18 protein-coding genes and 1 pseudogene are annotated in these 15,372 nt (G+C 43.1%); all 19 read right to left on the minus strand.

Translation table 11 applies throughout. The features are described from left to right. Positions 1-10 precede the first annotated feature (10 nt). Positions 11-2,662, minus strand: a complete 2,652-nt coding sequence (locus B7692_RS04600; RefSeq protein ID WP_084930045.1) for a valine--tRNA ligase — start codon at positions 2,660-2,662, stop codon at positions 11-13. Next, positions 2,655-3,233, minus strand: coding sequence for an AAA family ATPase (locus tag B7692_RS04605; protein WP_084930079.1), 579 nt, complete (start codon positions 3,231-3,233; stop codon positions 2,655-2,657). Before B7692_RS04605 ends, B7692_RS04600 begins: the two co-directional genes overlap by 8 nt. Positions 3,234-3,251: 18 nt before the next feature. Further along, positions 3,252-3,332, minus strand: a pseudogene (locus B7692_RS11220) (GNAT family N-acetyltransferase); the annotation flags it as partial. Then, positions 3,319-3,897, minus strand: a complete 579-nt coding sequence (locus tag B7692_RS04610; protein ID WP_084930046.1) for a flavin reductase family protein — start codon at positions 3,895-3,897, stop codon at positions 3,319-3,321. The gene B7692_RS04610 and the pseudogene B7692_RS11220, both read right to left, overlap by 14 nt. Positions 3,898-4,179: 282 nt before the next feature. Further along, the gene (locus B7692_RS04615) at positions 4,180-4,575 is read right to left on the minus strand and encodes a helix-hairpin-helix domain-containing protein (RefSeq protein ID WP_084930047.1); all 396 of its coding nucleotides are present in this window, start codon (positions 4,573-4,575) and stop codon (positions 4,180-4,182) included. 95 nt (positions 4,576-4,670) lie between these two features. Continuing rightward, the gene (locus B7692_RS04620; RefSeq protein WP_000119707.1) at positions 4,671-4,925 is read right to left on the minus strand and encodes a DUF1912 family protein; all 255 of its coding nucleotides are present in this window, start codon (positions 4,923-4,925) and stop codon (positions 4,671-4,673) included. Between the two features lie 9 nt (positions 4,926-4,934). Continuing rightward, positions 4,935-6,269: a DUF438 domain-containing protein gene (locus tag B7692_RS04625; protein WP_084930048.1), complete on the minus strand. Its 1,335-nt coding sequence runs from the start codon at positions 6,267-6,269 to the stop codon at positions 4,935-4,937. Further along, the gene (locus B7692_RS04630; RefSeq protein ID WP_084930049.1) at positions 6,269-6,502 is read right to left on the minus strand and encodes a DUF1858 domain-containing protein; all 234 of its coding nucleotides are present in this window, start codon (positions 6,500-6,502) and stop codon (positions 6,269-6,271) included. The genes B7692_RS04625 and B7692_RS04630 overlap by 1 nt, the downstream gene beginning before the upstream one ends. 268 nt (positions 6,503-6,770) lie before the next feature. Then, positions 6,771-6,923 carry a hypothetical protein gene (locus B7692_RS11110; protein WP_185761584.1) on the minus strand — a complete coding sequence of 51 codons (153 nt, stop codon included), beginning with the start codon at positions 6,921-6,923 and terminating at the stop codon, positions 6,771-6,773. 120 nt (positions 6,924-7,043) lie between these two features. Next, positions 7,044-7,394, minus strand: coding sequence for a 30S ribosome-binding factor RbfA (rbfA, locus tag B7692_RS04640; protein WP_001273601.1), 351 nt, complete (start codon positions 7,392-7,394; stop codon positions 7,044-7,046). 250 nt (positions 7,395-7,644) lie between these two features. Next, the gene (infB, locus tag B7692_RS04645; protein ID WP_084930050.1) at positions 7,645-10,446 is read right to left on the minus strand and encodes a translation initiation factor IF-2; all 2,802 of its coding nucleotides are present in this window, start codon (positions 10,444-10,446) and stop codon (positions 7,645-7,647) included. Between the two features lie 16 nt (positions 10,447-10,462). Continuing rightward, entirely contained in the window at positions 10,463-10,762 is a 300-nt protein-coding gene (locus B7692_RS04650) for a YlxQ-related RNA-binding protein (protein ID WP_001041390.1), read from the minus strand. Further along, complete coding sequence (rnpM, locus tag B7692_RS04655) at positions 10,755-11,048, minus strand: RNase P modulator RnpM (protein WP_061087611.1); 294 nt, start codon at positions 11,046-11,048, stop codon at positions 10,755-10,757. The genes B7692_RS04650 and rnpM overlap by 8 nt, the downstream gene beginning before the upstream one ends. 21 nt (positions 11,049-11,069) lie before the next feature. After that, positions 11,070-12,206 carry a transcription termination factor NusA gene (gene nusA, locus B7692_RS04660; protein ID WP_084930051.1) on the minus strand — a complete coding sequence of 379 codons (1,137 nt, stop codon included), beginning with the start codon at positions 12,204-12,206 and terminating at the stop codon, positions 11,070-11,072. A gap of 43 nt (positions 12,207-12,249) precedes the next feature. After that, complete coding sequence (rimP, locus tag B7692_RS04665; protein ID WP_001808691.1) at positions 12,250-12,729, minus strand: ribosome maturation factor RimP; 480 nt, start codon at positions 12,727-12,729, stop codon at positions 12,250-12,252. Positions 12,730-12,854: 125 nt separating this feature from the next. Then, the gene (trmB, locus tag B7692_RS04670) at positions 12,855-13,490 is read right to left on the minus strand and encodes a tRNA (guanosine(46)-N7)-methyltransferase TrmB (protein WP_084930052.1); all 636 of its coding nucleotides are present in this window, start codon (positions 13,488-13,490) and stop codon (positions 12,855-12,857) included. Then, positions 13,487-14,281 carry a cell cycle regulator CcrZ gene (gene ccrZ / locus B7692_RS04675; RefSeq protein WP_000363005.1) on the minus strand — a complete coding sequence of 265 codons (795 nt, stop codon included), beginning with the start codon at positions 14,279-14,281 and terminating at the stop codon, positions 13,487-13,489. Before ccrZ ends, trmB begins: the two co-directional genes overlap by 4 nt. 161 nt (positions 14,282-14,442) lie before the next feature. Next, positions 14,443-15,054, minus strand: a complete 612-nt coding sequence (locus B7692_RS04680; protein ID WP_084930080.1) for a CPBP family intramembrane glutamic endopeptidase — start codon at positions 15,052-15,054, stop codon at positions 14,443-14,445. Between the two features lie 29 nt (positions 15,055-15,083). Continuing rightward, entirely contained in the window at positions 15,084-15,332 is a 249-nt protein-coding gene (gene blpZ / locus B7692_RS04685) for an immunity protein BlpZ (RefSeq protein WP_084930053.1), read from the minus strand. Between the last annotated feature and the right edge of the window lie 40 nt (positions 15,333-15,372).

A 15,372-nucleotide genomic window follows, 5' to 3' on the forward strand; every position in this document is an offset into this window, starting at 1 on the left:
GGTTTATAGTTTATTTCACCAACTTCTTCATCTCATCAATACGTGCTACGGTCGCGTCGTATTTGGCTTGGTAGTCGGCTTGTTTGTCGCGTTCTTTTTGGACGACTTCTGGTTTGGCGTTGGCTACGAAGCGTTCGTTAGAGAGCTTCTTACCTACCATGTCCAGTTCTTTTTGCCATTTAGCGAGTTCCTTGTCGAGACGAGCAAGTTCTTCTTCGACATTGAGAAGGTCTGCCAGTGGCAGGTAGATTTCTGCTCCTGTGATGACACTTGACATAGCCAGTTCAGGTGCAGAGATGGTTGATGCAATTTCCAAGTGTTCTGGATTTGTAAAGCGTTTGATGTAGTTGACATTGCTGTTAAAGAAGTCTTCCAAGTCACTATCGCTTGTCTTAACAAGGATGGTAATAGGTTTGCTTGGTGCTACGTTTACTTCTGCACGCGCATTACGAACGGCACGGATCAAGTCTTTGAGGCTTTCTACACCAGTGTGAGCCGCAAGGTCTTCAAAGGCTGAGTTGACAGTTGGGTATTCTGCTGTCACGATAGAGCCTTCTGAAATTTGTCCAAAGATTTCCTCTGTCACGAATGGCATGATTGGGTGGAGGAGACGAAGGATCTTGTCCAGAGTGTAAAGGAGAACAGAACGTGTGATGACTTTCTCTTCTTCGTTATCGCTATAAAGGACTTCCTTAGTCAACTCAACGTACCAGTCCGCAAACTCGTCCCAGATGAAGTTGTAGAGGATGTGTCCAGCAACACCAAATTCAAACTTGTCAAAGTTTTCAGTGACTTTGCCGATCGTTTCATTGAGGTTGTGGAGAATCCAGCAGTCTGTGACATTTCCAGCTTCCTTGTTGACAACTTTTTCCACATTGGCAGTTGCTTGCTCAAGGGTCAAGCCTTCATTGTTCATGAGGATGTAGCGAGAGATGTTCCAGATCTTGTTAATGAAGTTCCATGAAGCATCCATTTTCTCGTAAGAGAAGCGCACATCTTGTCCTGGTGCAGAACCGTTTGAAAGGAACCAACGAAGGCTATCTGTTCCGTACTTATCAATAACATCCATTGGATCAATCCCGTTACCGAGTGACTTAGACATCTTGCGTCCTTGCTCGTCACGGATAAGACCGTGGATAAGGACGTTTTGGAACGGCTGACGACCAGTGAATTCCAAGGATTGGAAGATCATACGAGATACCCAGAAAAAGATGATGTCGTAACCTGTTACCAAGGTTGAAGTTGGGAAGTAACGCTTGAAGTCTTCTGAGTCGACATCAGGCCAGCCCATGGTTGAGAATGGCCAAAGAGCAGAACTGAACCACGTATCCAAGACGTCTTCGTCCTGAGTCCAACCGTCACCTTCTGGAACTTCTTCACCGACGTACATTTCACCTTCAGCATTGTACCAAGCAGGGATTTGGTGACCCCACCAGAGCTGACGAGAGATTACCCAGTCGTGGACATTTTCCATCCATTGGAGGAAGGTATCGTTGAAACGAGGTGGGTAGAATTCTACCTTGTCTTCTGTATCTTGGTTAGCAATAGCATTTTTGGCCAATTGATCCATCTTAACAAACCATTGAGTAGACAAGCGTGGTTCAACTACAACACCGGTACGTTCTGAGTGACCAACACTGTGGACACGTTTTTCGATTTTAACAAGGGCACCGATTTCTTCCAGTTTAGCAACGACTGCCTTACGAGCTTCAAAACGGTCCATGCCTGCAAATTCGAAGGCAAGCTCGTTCATAGTTCCGTCGTCGTTCATGACGTTAACTTGTGGCAAATTATGACGTTGACCAACCAAGAAGTCGTTTGGATCGTGGGCAGGTGTGATTTTCACGACACCCGTACCAAACTCAGGGTCTGCGTGTTCGTCCCCAACGATTGGAATCAATTTATTAGCGATTGGAAGGATGACGTTTTTACCAATCAAATCCTTGTAGCGTGGGTCTTCCGGATTGACCGCAACGGCAACGTCCCCAAACATAGTCTCAGGACGAGTTGTGGCAACTTCAAGGGCGCGTGAACCGTCTTCCAGCATGTAATTCATGTGGTAGAAGGCGCCTTCTACGTCCTTGTGGATAACTTCGATATCAGAAAGGGCTGTGCGAGCAGCTGGGTCCCAGTTGATGATAAACTCACCACGATAGATCCAACCTTTCTTGTAAAGGTCCACAAAGACCTTACGAACAGCTTTTGACAAACCTTCGTCAAGAGTGAAACGCTCGCGAGAATAGTCCACAGAGAGCCCCATCTTGCCCCATTGTTCCTTGATAGTAGTGGCATATTCGTCTTTCCATTCCCAGACCTTGTCGAGGAATTTCTCACGACCGAGATCGTAACGTGTAATGCCCTCTCCACGCAAGCGCTCCTCAACCTTAGCCTGAGTCGCAATCCCCGCGTGGTCCATCCCCGGAAGCCAAAGCGTATCGAAACCTTGCATGCGTTTTTGACGGATGATGATATCCTGCAAAGTCGTATCCCAAGCGTGACCAAGGTGAAGCTTACCAGTTACGTTTGGTGGCGGAATCACGATTGAATAAGGCTTAGCCTTTTGATCGCCTGAAGGCTTGAAAACATCAGCATCAAGCCATTTTTGGTAACGACCAGCCTCAACCTCGGCTGGATTGTATTTAGGTGAAAGTTCTTTAGACATGTGTTTGTCCTTTCTCTATTGTATTCATTTTATCTTGAATCTGCTTAGCAACCTCTTCTGCAGACAGATTCGTATTATTTATTTTAAAGTAGTGGTGCAACTCATTCGGTTGATGTTGGGAATTTAATTGAAGTGTTTCAGCAGTCTCTAAAATTTCTCTTTCAGATACCTCAATATGTCGTTTTAAGGGTTTGTGCTTTAATCGATTCTCCGTTCGATTTCGACGTAAGCGCTCTTCAAGGCTTGTTTCCAATTCAACAAAAAGAATCTCTTGATGATAGTCATCCAACAAATCCTGAATTTGCTTCAAATACATCATCTGGTACTGATTTGAAAAATCAATCACGTCTGTTAAAATCACATATCGCTGATTTCTAGCGCTAGCTCCAAGGAAAGAAAAGGTAATTCCACGAACAAATTCCCACATCTCCTCGGTATAATCCTGATAGATTTCTAGTGCAAAATCGATGGCTTGATGGTTATAAAAGAGGGTAGCATTCGTCAGTCGAGATAACTCTTGACCAATCGTCATTTTCCCAGAAGCTGGAGCCCCAATGATGAAAAGATGCATCAAATTACCTCCCACTCACTCCTCAGCATCCGCCACAGTCCGGACTCGTAAAATGAGACGTTCTGTTTCCAAGCCTTCTGGCAGTTCAGCTCTTGCCATCCTTTTTCCTCGCTTTCTTAATGAAGCTTCCCATAGAATCAACTCGGTCATCTAGATAACGATAAACGCGCTGGTGGCCATCCCCCATAAAGTAAGTAGGCGCAAAACGGTCATTCTTAAAATGCCCCTTGTCATCCAAAAGTTCTGGATCAGCTAGTCGTTCAATAATCTTGGCAAAGATATGACAGATTCCATCTTCCTCGATAATCCGATCTACCTGACAATCCAATACTACTGGACAGTCCTCTAAAATCGGTGCCTGAGTCCGTTCAGAAATCTCGTAGTCTAACCCCAGGTGTTTCAATTTCTCCCGATGACTGATAAAACCAGCCTGTTCCATCTCGAGCATGAGATTTTCATCAGGGATATTCACAGTAAACTTCTGGTAATGCTTAATCTGCTCAGCCGCATTTTCCTCAGCACCAACACCGATGACTAGCCAATCTCCCAAGCTATAAGAGGAACTGCAGGTCGTAATATTGTGCCCAAAATTCTGATCCTGATACCCCAAAATGAAGATAGGAAATCCATAGTAGAGTTTACTAGTTTTAAAGGATTGCTTCATAACAACCTCCTTTGACTAAGACGCAAAAGAAAATCCCTGCCATCTACATGACAGGGACGAATGTATTTATCCGCGGTACCACCCAATTTCGGGCAGAGCCCGCAACTCTCGTCTTTAAAACAAAAAGACACTTTTATTTCAATTTTTCATCCATTAGCAACCAGTCTTGACACATTTGTGGACTTCTCAGCACCGCCACTTTCTGTAAAATGCGGGATTCAAAACACCTCTAATGGCTCTATTGTAGCAAGATTTTTTCGGAAATGCAAGGCACAAGAAAAATTACTTGAACTTGATGCCATTTTCTTTCAATTTCTTGATGGTAGCTGGGCCGATTCCTTTCAAGGCAAGGAGTTCTTTTTCAGTCCAGTTTTTGAAATCTGAAGCAGACTTGATACCTTCATCGTAGAAAGTTTTGGCACGGTCAAGTGGAAGTCCACCCAAGTTTGCTGCAAAATCTTCTACAGAATTAGCTACTTTTTGAGCTTGCTCTTTAGTAGCTTCTACTGCTTTTTCAACTTTTTTAGAAACAGCCTTACCAGCTTCGCTCGCTGATTGCTCTGCACGTTTCACGACTTTCTTTGTTTCTTCTACAACCTTAGTCACAGTACTTGAAAAAGCACCTGCGCGACGGAGGCTATTTCGTAATTGTTTTTTACGATTGAGTTTCTTTGACATGATAAAATCCTTTCAATAAAAAATCCCTGTTCTGACAAGGATTTAATATAAATATTCTATCAAGATTTTAGTAAAAAATCAAGAATCTATCTCGTTTAATAATTTCTCTCACCAAACAAGCCTTCTGGCAAATCATGGAAGCCCTTCCCTGCCTTGAAATTTTCAAACTTACCAAGCAAGAACTGATAAGCATCCAAGCGGCTTTCGTAGCGAATCATAGCATCTTTGGCACGCTCGTCCTGGTCTTCTTCGTAGACTTTTTGACTTTCCTTGTGCGCCATGTCGTTAATCATGATTTGGGTATTAACCCAAGCTTCAAATTCCTTCATAAATTCTTGTTCGTAACTCATTTTTTCTCCTTATTCTAGTCCACGGAAATAGTCCGTGTCAATCTCTCGGTAGGGCTGGATATCCTGAACGTATTCCAGCACACCTTGGAATTCTCCGTTTTCATCGTGCACTGCTGCGTAGGTGATGTGGACAAACTTGCCTCGTGACTCAGACTTGAACCACATTTCATACTTATCCTTGGTCCCCTCACGAAGTCCCTTCATAATAGTCTTGACCTTGTCCAAATACTTGGGCGGATGGCAAAGTTCAACATTGCGTCCGACTTGGGACGGTGTCCGTTTGAAAATCATCTCATCAGCTGGCGCATTGTCATTGTAATACTGGAAAATATCGTCTTTATTGACAAAGGTAATCTCCATAGGGAGGTGATTGAGGATGAGGTTAGCCTGCTCAACTGAGAGATAGCCATTCCCAAAAGCCTGTTGACTATGACGGTCCAGCACTGCTTCCTTTTCCTTAGGGGTAAAGGTAATAGTAAACTGCCCTTCTGGCGTATCAATAACTTGTTGCACTTGGCCTTCTGGCGTATCTAGTTGTACGGGCTCCTCTGCACTCTTTTCCTCAACAAAACTCTGGCGTTCTGGCACCCATTTCTCAGACGGACGGATAATAGCATAGCCATAGGCATCGCTCTCCTCCGCAATCTGAAGCCAGTCATCCTGAGTAAAGGATTCAAGGAGAATCATGAGAAGGATGGACTCTTCCTTGAAAATCATACTTTCAAACTCTGTCGCAAAGGCTTCAAAAGTTTCCTTTACAGTGCTAATCGACACTTCTGGTAGTGACTTGGCTGTCGCTAAAGCTGTTTGAAAGAGTTCCCTAATCTGGTCATCCACTCCCCACATAACTTTCGGAGGCGAATCGTGACCATAGCGCTCCATGATAGGAAAGAAAAGTTCTTCTTTACGTTGGTAATGAATATCAAATTGACCTACAAGTCCCATCTGACGCACCAAACCCTTACGCATCTCCGCAAGCATTTCTTCATCTTCCATAGACTCATAGGTATCTAACAATCTCCGAATGCGAATCAAGGCCGCACGGAGGGCTAGATTTTCTTCTTTGAAAATCCGAACTGGGTGACCTGGGTGCTCGGTATCTGCAACTTCGACATCCTTAACAGCATTTTTAAAAAGATTGGCATGAACATCACAGAGTTCCATGACATCTTCAAAGGTAACACCTGAGTCTGAGTTCATCAGCTCGTGCTCCATAAGGGAAATCTCGATGGCTGAAACACCTGTAAAGGTCGCATCAAAGCGCTCCTGAACCGACTCAGGAGAGGCGCCATTATGCAATTCTAACAAAATATCCCGTAGGACATGAATCCGTTCATCTGCCATTAGTCTAATCCAACCACTTCGTAGCCATTCGCTTCCAGTGTGCGGACAATCTTGTCCATAGGGGTTCCTTCCAGCTTAGAACCCTGTTTGAGCGATACTTTGCGACCGATAGTATTACGCATCAAGGGATTAGCAAGGGGTTTAAAACCCAGCTCCACTAGGATTTCCAAGACTTCTGGATGCTTATCCACCACTTCTGCAACAGGAATTGACACATCGATGATATTGTCCATGACGACCTCCATTGTATGTTCTAATACTCAATGAAAATCAAAGAGCAAACTAGGAAGCTAGCCGCAGGTTGCTCAAAACAGTGTTTTGAGGTTGTGGATAGAACTGACGAAGTCAGTAACCATACCTACGGCAAGGTGAAGCTAACGTGGTTTGAAGAGATTTTCGAAGAGTATAAAATGATTTTACTGCTTATATTATACCATATGGAAAGAGATTAAAAAACTAGCAGTATAAGACTTGCTAGTTCTCTGAGATTTGAATTACGGACTAAAAAAGTTTAAATAGCCAATCCAATAGCTTAAATAATAGCTTGTAAAACAGCAATTGGACTGCAAAAGAGATGATCATCCACAAGAATTTCAAAATCCCAATAATCGGTTTGATAAAAATAATGGCAAGAAGTGCCCAGAAAAATTTCATTCTCTCTCCTCTGACTTGATGAGCCACCGAGCCGTATCCATTAACTTGTCTGCAATAAAAAGTTTCCCTAGCATGCTTTATAGCCATTTCCCCACCAAAAAAGAGGGTTACCCCTCCTTCTTAGTTTTTATCCAGATTGCGTAGCATTTCGTCAATCTTGTTTCCATATTCGATGGATTCGTCTTTGACGAAGGTCAAGTCTGGGATTTTATACAATTTTAAATTGCGACCAAGTTCACGTTTGATAGTACCAGTTGCTTTTTCAAGCCCGATTTGAGCTTTTTGATTATCTGAAGCAAGGTTACTCAAAATGGTGTAGTAAACCTTGGCAACAGACAAGTCACCTAGCATCTGAACATCTGTGATGGTCACACCTTGGACACGCGGATCACGGACTTTCTTTTGCAAAATCTCATTGACTTCACGCTTGATTTCCATGCCCACACGATCCGTACGGAAATGATTTGCCATGATATTCCTTTCTCTACTTTGAACCAAAAGCTAGGCCAGCAGACCTAGCTATTTTTAAATTTATTGATTTTCATTTCAAATTGGAACGAAGTTCAATTTGAAATCATCTGCTTCTTTCGCCGTGGTGAAAGTGATGGAACTGATTTATCAGTCCCATCACAGGGGATTTTTGAGACCCTAGGCTCAAAAATAAGCAATGAAACCATCGGTTTGCTTGCGTCCCTCACCACCTAAGAAAGGAGCAAAAATCTTATCTCTTGATTTCTTCCATGACATACGCCTCAATCACATCATCCATCTTGATATCATTGTAGCCATCAATCATCAATCCACCTTCACGACCGTTTGTAACTTCTTTGACGTCGTCTTTGTAGTGTTTCAAACTTGCGAGTTCGCCATCATAGATAACGACACCGTCACGGATAACACGAACTTTAGAGTCACGGGTAACCTTACCGTTGATAACCATGAATCCACCGATAGTTCCCACTTTAGACACCTTGAAGGTTTCACGGATAACTGCTTCACCGATAACTTTTTCTTCGAATTCTGGGTCAAGCATCCCTTTCATAGCTTCTTCCATCTCTTCGATAACCTTATAGATAATGCTGTGAAGACGGATTTCCACATCGTCAGCTTCTGCTTGTTGACGAGCTTGTGGTGTAGGGCGTACGTTGAAACCAACAATAAAGGCATTTGAAGCTTCGGCAAGGGTCACATCAGATTCATTGATGGCACCAACCGCTGAGTGAACGATGGTAACTTTAACACCTTCCACATCGATTTTCTGAAGTGAGGCAGAAAGGGCTTCAACAGAACCTTGTACATCGGCCTTGATGATCACGTTAACTGACTTAAGCTCACCAGCTTTAAGCGTATCAAAGAGGTTTTCAAGGCTGACACGTTGGGTAGCTTGACGTTGTTTCATGAGGGCACGTTTGGCACGTTCTTCACCAGCTGCACGCGCAGATTTTTCATCTTCGTAAACGGCAAAGTGGTCACCCGCCATCGGCGCTTCGTTCAAACCTGTGATAGAAACTGGTGTTGATGGTCCAGCCACCTTAACACGACGACCAAGATCATTGGTCATAGCACGGACACGACCGAAGGTATTTCCGACAACGATAGGGTCTTGGACATTCAAGGTACCTTGTTGCACAAGAAGGGTTGCGACCGCACCTTTTCCTTTATCCAAGCGTGCTTCGATAACTGTACCGATCGCACGAACTGTTGGGTCTGCTTTAAGTTCTTGGATTTCAGCCACAAGAAGGACTGTTTCCAACAATTCTTCGATGTTTTGGTTGAATTTAGCTGAGATTTCAACAAATTCAGAATCTCCACCCCAAGCGGTTGACATGACACCATGCTCTGCCAATTCACCGATAACGCGTTCTGGGTTGGCACCTGGTTTATCAATCTTGTTGATGGCTACGATGATTGGAACGTTGGCCGCTTTTGAGTGATTGATGGCTTCAATTGTCTGAGGCATAACCCCGTCATCTGCCGCTACGACCAAGATAGTAATATCGGTAACAGAAGCACCACGCGCACGCATCGATGTAAAGGCCGCGTGTCCTGGTGTATCAAGGAAGGTGATCTTCTTGCCATTTTCCACGATTTGGTAGGCACCGATATGCTGAGTGATACCACCTGCTTCACCTGTCGCAACACGAGAGTTACGAAGAGTATCCAAGAGGGTTGTTTTACCATGGTCAACGTGTCCCATGATAGTTACAACTGGTGGACGCTCAACCAATTCATCTTCATTGAGATAACCATCTTCTACAAAGAAACGTTCGATGTCAGCATTATCCACTTCAACCTTTTGTTTGGCTTCGATACCGTAATCCACCATGAGGAGTTCAATTGTTTCCCCATCCAAGGATTGGTTTTGTGTGGCCATGACACCCATCATAAAGAGTTTCTTAACGATTTCAGCTGGTTCACGTTTGATACGTTTTGCGATTTCCGCAACGGTCATACCATCTGTATACTCAAATTCTGTTGGCAATTCATGGAATTTACGTTCTGTAACAGGTTTTGGAGCCTGATTACGGTTGTTCTTGTTATTGCCTTTTTTGTTCTTCTTGTTATTATTCCAGTTACTATTCTTTTGATTTCTCACTTGATTTTGACTACTTCGATTCTTTTGTTGTTTTCTAGGACCATCTTCTTCGTGATCATAATCGTCACGATTTTTGTCTGGTCGAGCTTGTTTTTTACGACGTGTATCCACTGCAGGTTCTTTTTTCTCAGGGACGACTTCAACCACTGCTTGAACTTGCTGTGCTTGTTGTGCTTGTTCAGCTAACTTAGCAGCTTCTTCAAAGATTTCCTCTGGCTCCTTGCGTTTGTTAGCTTGAGCCAAGGCTTCTTTAGCAGCTTGATACTGCTTGAAGCGTTCCTCACTTGAACGGGCATATTCAGCATTTTGCTCTGCCTTTAGGGCTGCTGCACGGGCTTTAAAGTCAATGCGTGGAGCCGCTTGATTTGGACGTTTGTCCTCTTGTTGACGGCGCTCGTTTCCACGATTTTGCTGACCTTGCTGTTTTTTAGCTTGATCATTAAAGCGACGATTGTCGCGGTTACCTTGACCTTGTTTTCCACCATTACGGCCGTCGTTTTTCTGACGGTTTCCGTTTTGTTGTTGGTCACGGTTATTGCTCTTATTTTGCTTGCGTCGCTCTGCCTGCTCTTTGGCACGGGCTTCACGCTCAGCCTTGAAATTACGGCTTTGCGGTTTAGCTGCTGCTTTTTCTGTTTTCGGAGCAACTGGCTCAGCCGCTTTTGCCTCTTCCTTGGCTACAGCTGGTTTAGCTGGCTCCGATTTTTCGGCTTTCTTTTCTGCACTTGCTTTTGATGCTGCAGGTTTTGCTTCTGCTTTCGGAGCAGCTGCAGACTTAAAGCTGGCAGCGATTTTTGCAGCGACAGCTTCTTCCACACTTGATGAGTGGCTTTTTACATCCAAGCCCAACTCTTTTGCACGCGCTACAACTTCTTTACTTTCTTTTCCAAGTTCTTTTGCGATTTCGTACAATCTTTTCTTAGACAAATCATGTCCTCCTCTTCTATTCCATAAGAGACCTCATTTTCTTTGTAAATCCAGCATCTGTTACAGCCAAAACCTTTCTCGATTTCCCGACTGCTATGCTTAATTCCAGTGTTGAAAACACGGTTACAATTTCTACTTGATAATAATGACTTTTATCTTGAATCTTCTTGGTCAGATTGGGTCCAGCATCATGGGCTAGAAAGACCAACTTGGCCTTGCCGTCTTGAATGGCCTTGACCACCAATTCTTCACCCGATATGATCCGCCCTGCTCGCTGAGCAAGTCCCAAGAGATTGCTTATCTTTTGCTTATTCAAGTCCTAACTCTCTTCTTTTCACTTTGTGATCCACATAAGCAATCAACTCGTCATAAAAGCTTTCGTCCACTTCCATGCTAAAGCTACGGTTAAAGACCTTCTTCTTTTTCGCCTCTAGGGCTTCTTTATTGTCTAGCTTGATATAAGCGCCGCGGCCATTGGCCTTGCCTGTCGGATCGATAAAGACTTGCCCTTCCTTATTCTTGACAATGCGGAGCAAATCACGCTTATCAATCACTTCGTTAGACACAACAGACTTGCGCAAAGGGATTTTTCTCGTTTTCATCTTTCCCTCCTCTAGCAGCTTTTATTCTTCTACAGTATCGTTTTCTGCTTCCAAATCTACTGGAGCAGCTTCTTCCATGGCTTCAAATTCACTAGCAGACTTGATATCGATACGGTAACCAGTCAAGTGAGCTGCCAAACGAACGTTTTGTCCGCGACGACCGATTGCAAGAGAAAGCTTGTTATCTGGTACAACCACCAAGGCACGTTTGCTGTCGTTTTCGTCAAAGATAACTTGATCAACCTCAGCAGGAGCGATGGCATTATAGATAAATTCAGCTGGATCTGCTACCCACTCAATAACGTCGATATTTTCTTCGATTGGCACCATACGGTCACTCTTAGCGTCGTAGCGAGCTGGGTGGAATTTGCTAGTAATCTTCTTGATATTAGCACCACCACGTCCAACGATTGTACCGATAGCATCTACGTTTGGATTATGGCTACGAACGGCAACCTTAGTACGGTCACCAGCTTCACGAGCCACGCTCATGATTTCAACAGTTCCATCATAAACTTCTGGAATTTCTTGCTCCATCAAGCGTTTGATCATTTCTGGATGGCTACGGCTAACAAAGACGTTGACACCGCGAGGGTTGTCTTCAACCTTGTAAACATATACTTCAATACGATCATGAGAAGCAAAAACTTCTCCAGGAATTTGGTCTTGTTTTGACAATTGGGCTTCGATGCTGCCAAGGTTGACATAGATGAAGCGGTTGTCGAAGCGTTCTACTGTACCAGACATGATTTCTTGCTCATGTTCTTTATAAGTATTGTAAGTGATGGCACGTGTTTGCTTGCGCATTTTTTCCATGATGGTTTGTTTGGCAGATTGGGCTGCTACACGACCAAACTCACCTGGTGCTTCTTCAAACTTGATTTTATCCCCAAGTTCATAGGCTGAATTAATGGCAAGAGCATCTTTTAAGCTGATTTCCAAACGACTATCAAATACTTCATCAACCACTTCACGGACAGTATAAACTGTAAAGTCACCTGTTTTTTCGTTGAAGTCAATAGCTACGCTGTCTGATTGACCATAGCGTCTGCGATAAGCGGAACGAAGCGACTCTACTACTGCGTCGATGATATCTTCTTTTTTGATTCCCTTGTCTTCTTCCAAAATGCGGAAGGCCTCTAGCATTTCTTTACTCATGTTTTCTTCACTTTTGAATCCTCAAAAGCTATCCTTTCTTTTTCTATAATTTAACTGCTAAACGTGCTTTTGATACTAAACTGTATGGAATTTGGACGGTTTTCTTACGCGTCTTGTCCATATATTCCATGGTCAACTCGTCCTCTTCGAAGGCCAACAAGGTTCCTTCAAAGACCTTTTGCTTATCGATGGCTTGGTAGAGCCCGACATGGATGTATTTCCCAACCGCTCCAGCAACGGCATCCTTGGTTTTTAAAGGACGTTCCAAGCCTGGACTGGTGATTTCTAGGAAATATTGTTCTGGGAAGGGATCTGGCTTGATGGTGTCTAGGACAGGACTGATAATTTCTGTCAAGTCTGCCGTGTCGTTCAAGGTAATTCCTTCAGGTTTATCTACAAAAATACTGAGAATCATGTCACTGCCAATCTTTCCATACTCGATATCCACAAGTTCGAAAGGTGCTTCTATGACAGGTTCTACAACTTCTCTGACTAATTCTACGATTGTTGCGATTGCGTCCACCTCCTCATAAGCAAGAGGCGAAGATATTTCCCCGCCTCACTTTTCATATTCTTACTCTTAGTATAGCACTTTTTACTACTTATGTAAAGCAAAAGCACTTATACAGCCTGATTTCAGGCTATTTCTTAAAATTCTGCCTCAACTCGGTAGATAACTTGACCCTTGTTGGAGAATTTTTGCTCATATTCTGTCATGACATTGCCTTCAAAATCACTGGCATGTAAATCAAGCCAGACACCATTGAGCTTCATGCCATACTGAGAAAAGCTCACTAGGCTGTACTCAAACAAGCCACGGTTATCCGTCTTGAAATGAATTTCTCCATTTTCAGGCAAGATACGTTTGAAGGTATCCAAGAAGGTCTTGTAGGTCAAACGACGCTTTTCATGGCGTTTTTTCGGCCATGGATCTGAAAAGTTCAGATACAAACGATCAATCTCACCGTCTTCAAAGTAGTCAGTCAAGTCAGAACCATCTACCCACAAGAGCTTGATATTAGGCACTCCAACTTCAAGAACCTTGTCCAAAGCGTAGCTCAAAACAGACTTTTGAATATCAATCCCGATATAGTTGATGTCAGAGTTTTGCTTGGCCATACCTGAAACAAAGGCTCCCTTTCCACTTCCAACTTCCACATGAATGGGATTATCATTGCCAAACAAGTCCCGCCATTTTCCCTTGGCTTCCAAGGGATTGAGGACCACATACTGGGGATTTGCCTCTAGTAATTCTGTCGCCCCTTTACGATTTCTAACTCTCATCTTCTCTTTCCATACTTGTCTCGGAAGTGACGCAAGCCATGGATCTCCCGATTGACATTTTCTAAATCTTGGTTCATATAATACTTGGAAATCTGGCTCAAATAAGACAATTGACCGTACCAATACAATTTATTTAATACCGTTTGATTATACTTATAACCGTAGTAGGTCAACCATTCCTTCCACTGATGTTCTGGAATATAATGGCAGAGCATATGGGCCACATCAAACATGCGGTCGGTCAAGCGAACCGAATCCCAATCTACCAAATAAATCAAGCCACTGTCTGTCTCAATCCAATTACTATGTCGTACATCTCCATGGACAATGGTCGCATAGTCCTCTCTAAATCCTGGAATAGTCTGACGTAAATCAGCCATCACTTCACTGATAAAATGATTTTTACGCAAAGCATCTGGAGCCGTTTCCTGCCAAGACTGTAGTAAATCTACAGGTGTTTCCATGGCATATCCCAACCGACTCAACTGTGTCATCAACGGACGTGAGCGATGAAGACGGGTTAAAATATTGACGATTTGCTTACGATTCATATCATAGGGGGTCAATATCTTGCCTGTCAACCATTCTTGAGCACACATATCACGCCCATCTGCCAAACGGCGACTCCATAATAATTGTGGAGCAATTTGTTCTCTAGCTAGTCCAGGTAGGATTGGAGAGGTGTTCATTTTTACAAAGATACGCTTCCCATCGGGATAGCTACCCATATAAGCCTTGCCACTTTTCCCAGGTATGGGAGTCAGTGTTAGCTCATTATCACCCAAATCCATTTCTTTCCTCCGTATAAAGTTTCCTTACTATTCTACTAGTTTTTGGCCTATTCGTCAACCGCTCCACGCCCGATTCTCAAAGAAAAGCATCTGGATTGGCTTGGGTATCATTATAGAAAGAAAAAGGCAAGCACCGTCTTCTGCTTACCTTTTCATGATTTTTATAAATAATATAAGAGTGGCCAACTGTTGTAAAACATGTGGACTAGAGTAGAAACCCATAAGTTTTGGCTCTTTTTATAAGCAAAGCCCAGCAACAAGCCCCCAAGTAGATAAAAAATAAACGAAGGGACATTAGAAGGTCCATGCATGAAAGAAAAGAGAGAGGAAGTTAGCACAAGCCCTAACCAAGAATTGTCAAAAACGGCACCTTGAAGAAGTCCTCTGAAAATGAGTTCCTCCTGGATGGGACCAAAAACTGAGGAAGTCAAAATCAAAGACAGAGAAATTCCTCTACTGACTTCCGCCAAGTGTTGAACTCCTGCGCCAGAAGAAACAGCGAAGAAATGAATATAAACTAGCGTCTCAAGCAGACTTAGAAGAAAGATTTCAATGAAAAGCAAAAGTTGTTTCTTGCTTAACATCCCAAAAGAAATCATTTCAAACTGTCTAGCATAAGCAACACTCAGCGAGGTTACTAGAAGACTTACAATAATCAATTCAGATTCATTTTGAAAAAAATCCCCATGGTTAATCGTATAAGGAACTGTAATGACGATTAGTAGTACTAAAAATCCAAAGCAAAAGGCATGAAATTTATCAAAAAACTTCATAAAATCATCCTCATCAACAAACAAACTTCCTACGCGTCATCCTTGAGCTCTAGTCTTTCCAAAACAAACCATTTGAGTAACCAAAATCCGACCACATAGCCAGCCCCTAAGAAGATAGCCATTAAAGCTAGCATGGAATTTAGGGAATTAAAGACCACCGCAGATACAAAGGTTAACACAAAAACATTAAAGGCAATGGTGTCAGAAGCCAAGACTAGAATATAGGGTGTCAACCGGTCTAAAGTTTTGGAATCTAGGAAAAATAAGTGTTTATACATGATGACCTCCTCTTATCAGACTATAGACTAGCCGCAAGTT

This window comes from Streptococcus mitis, from assembly GCF_002096925.1.
Lineage (GTDB): Bacteria > Bacillota > Bacilli > Lactobacillales > Streptococcaceae > Streptococcus > Streptococcus mitis_AF.

Bases quoted from the DNA above. Each gene is read 5' to 3' on its own strand.
- blpZ (WP_084930053.1), bottom strand. From the start codon at position 15,332: ATGTATAAACACTTATTTTTCCTAGATTCCAAAACTTTAGACCGGTTG.
- B7692_RS04610 (WP_084930046.1), bottom strand. From the start codon at position 3,897: ATGAAGCAATCCTTTAAAACTAGTAAACTCTACTATGGATTTCCTATC.
- B7692_RS11110 (WP_185761584.1), bottom strand. From the start codon at position 6,923: ATGAAATTTTTCTGGGCACTTCTTGCCATTATTTTTATCAAACCGATT.
- B7692_RS04615 (WP_084930047.1), bottom strand. From the start codon at position 4,575: ATGTCAAAGAAACTCAATCGTAAAAAACAATTACGAAATAGCCTCCGT.
- B7692_RS04625 (WP_084930048.1), bottom strand. From the start codon at position 6,269: ATGGCAGATGAACGGATTCATGTCCTACGGGATATTTTGTTAGAATTG.
- B7692_RS04620 (WP_000119707.1), bottom strand. From the start codon at position 4,925: ATGAGTTACGAACAAGAATTTATGAAGGAATTTGAAGCTTGGGTTAAT.
- rbfA (WP_001273601.1), bottom strand. From the start codon at position 7,394: ATGGCAAATCATTTCCGTACGGATCGTGTGGGCATGGAAATCAAGCGT.
- B7692_RS04630 (WP_084930049.1), bottom strand. From the start codon at position 6,502: ATGGACAATATCATCGATGTGTCAATTCCTGTTGCAGAAGTGGTGGAT.
- B7692_RS04605 (WP_084930079.1), bottom strand. From the start codon at position 3,233: ATGCATCTTTTCATCATTGGGGCTCCAGCTTCTGGGAAAATGACGATT.
- B7692_RS04600 (WP_084930045.1), bottom strand. From the start codon at position 2,662: ATGTCTAAAGAACTTTCACCTAAATACAATCCAGCCGAGGTTGAGGCT.
- B7692_RS04680 (WP_084930080.1), bottom strand. From the start codon at position 15,054: ATGAAGTTTTTTGATAAATTTCATGCCTTTTGCTTTGGATTTTTAGTA.
- ccrZ (WP_000363005.1), bottom strand. From the start codon at position 14,281: ATGGATTTGGGTGATAATGAGCTAACACTGACTCCCATACCTGGGAAA.
- rnpM (WP_061087611.1), bottom strand. From the start codon at position 11,048: ATGAAAACGAGAAAAATCCCTTTGCGCAAGTCTGTTGTGTCTAACGAA.
- nusA (WP_084930051.1), bottom strand. From the start codon at position 12,206: ATGAGTAAAGAAATGCTAGAGGCCTTCCGCATTTTGGAAGAAGACAAG.
- trmB (WP_084930052.1), bottom strand. From the start codon at position 13,490: ATGAGAGTTAGAAATCGTAAAGGGGCGACAGAATTACTAGAGGCAAAT.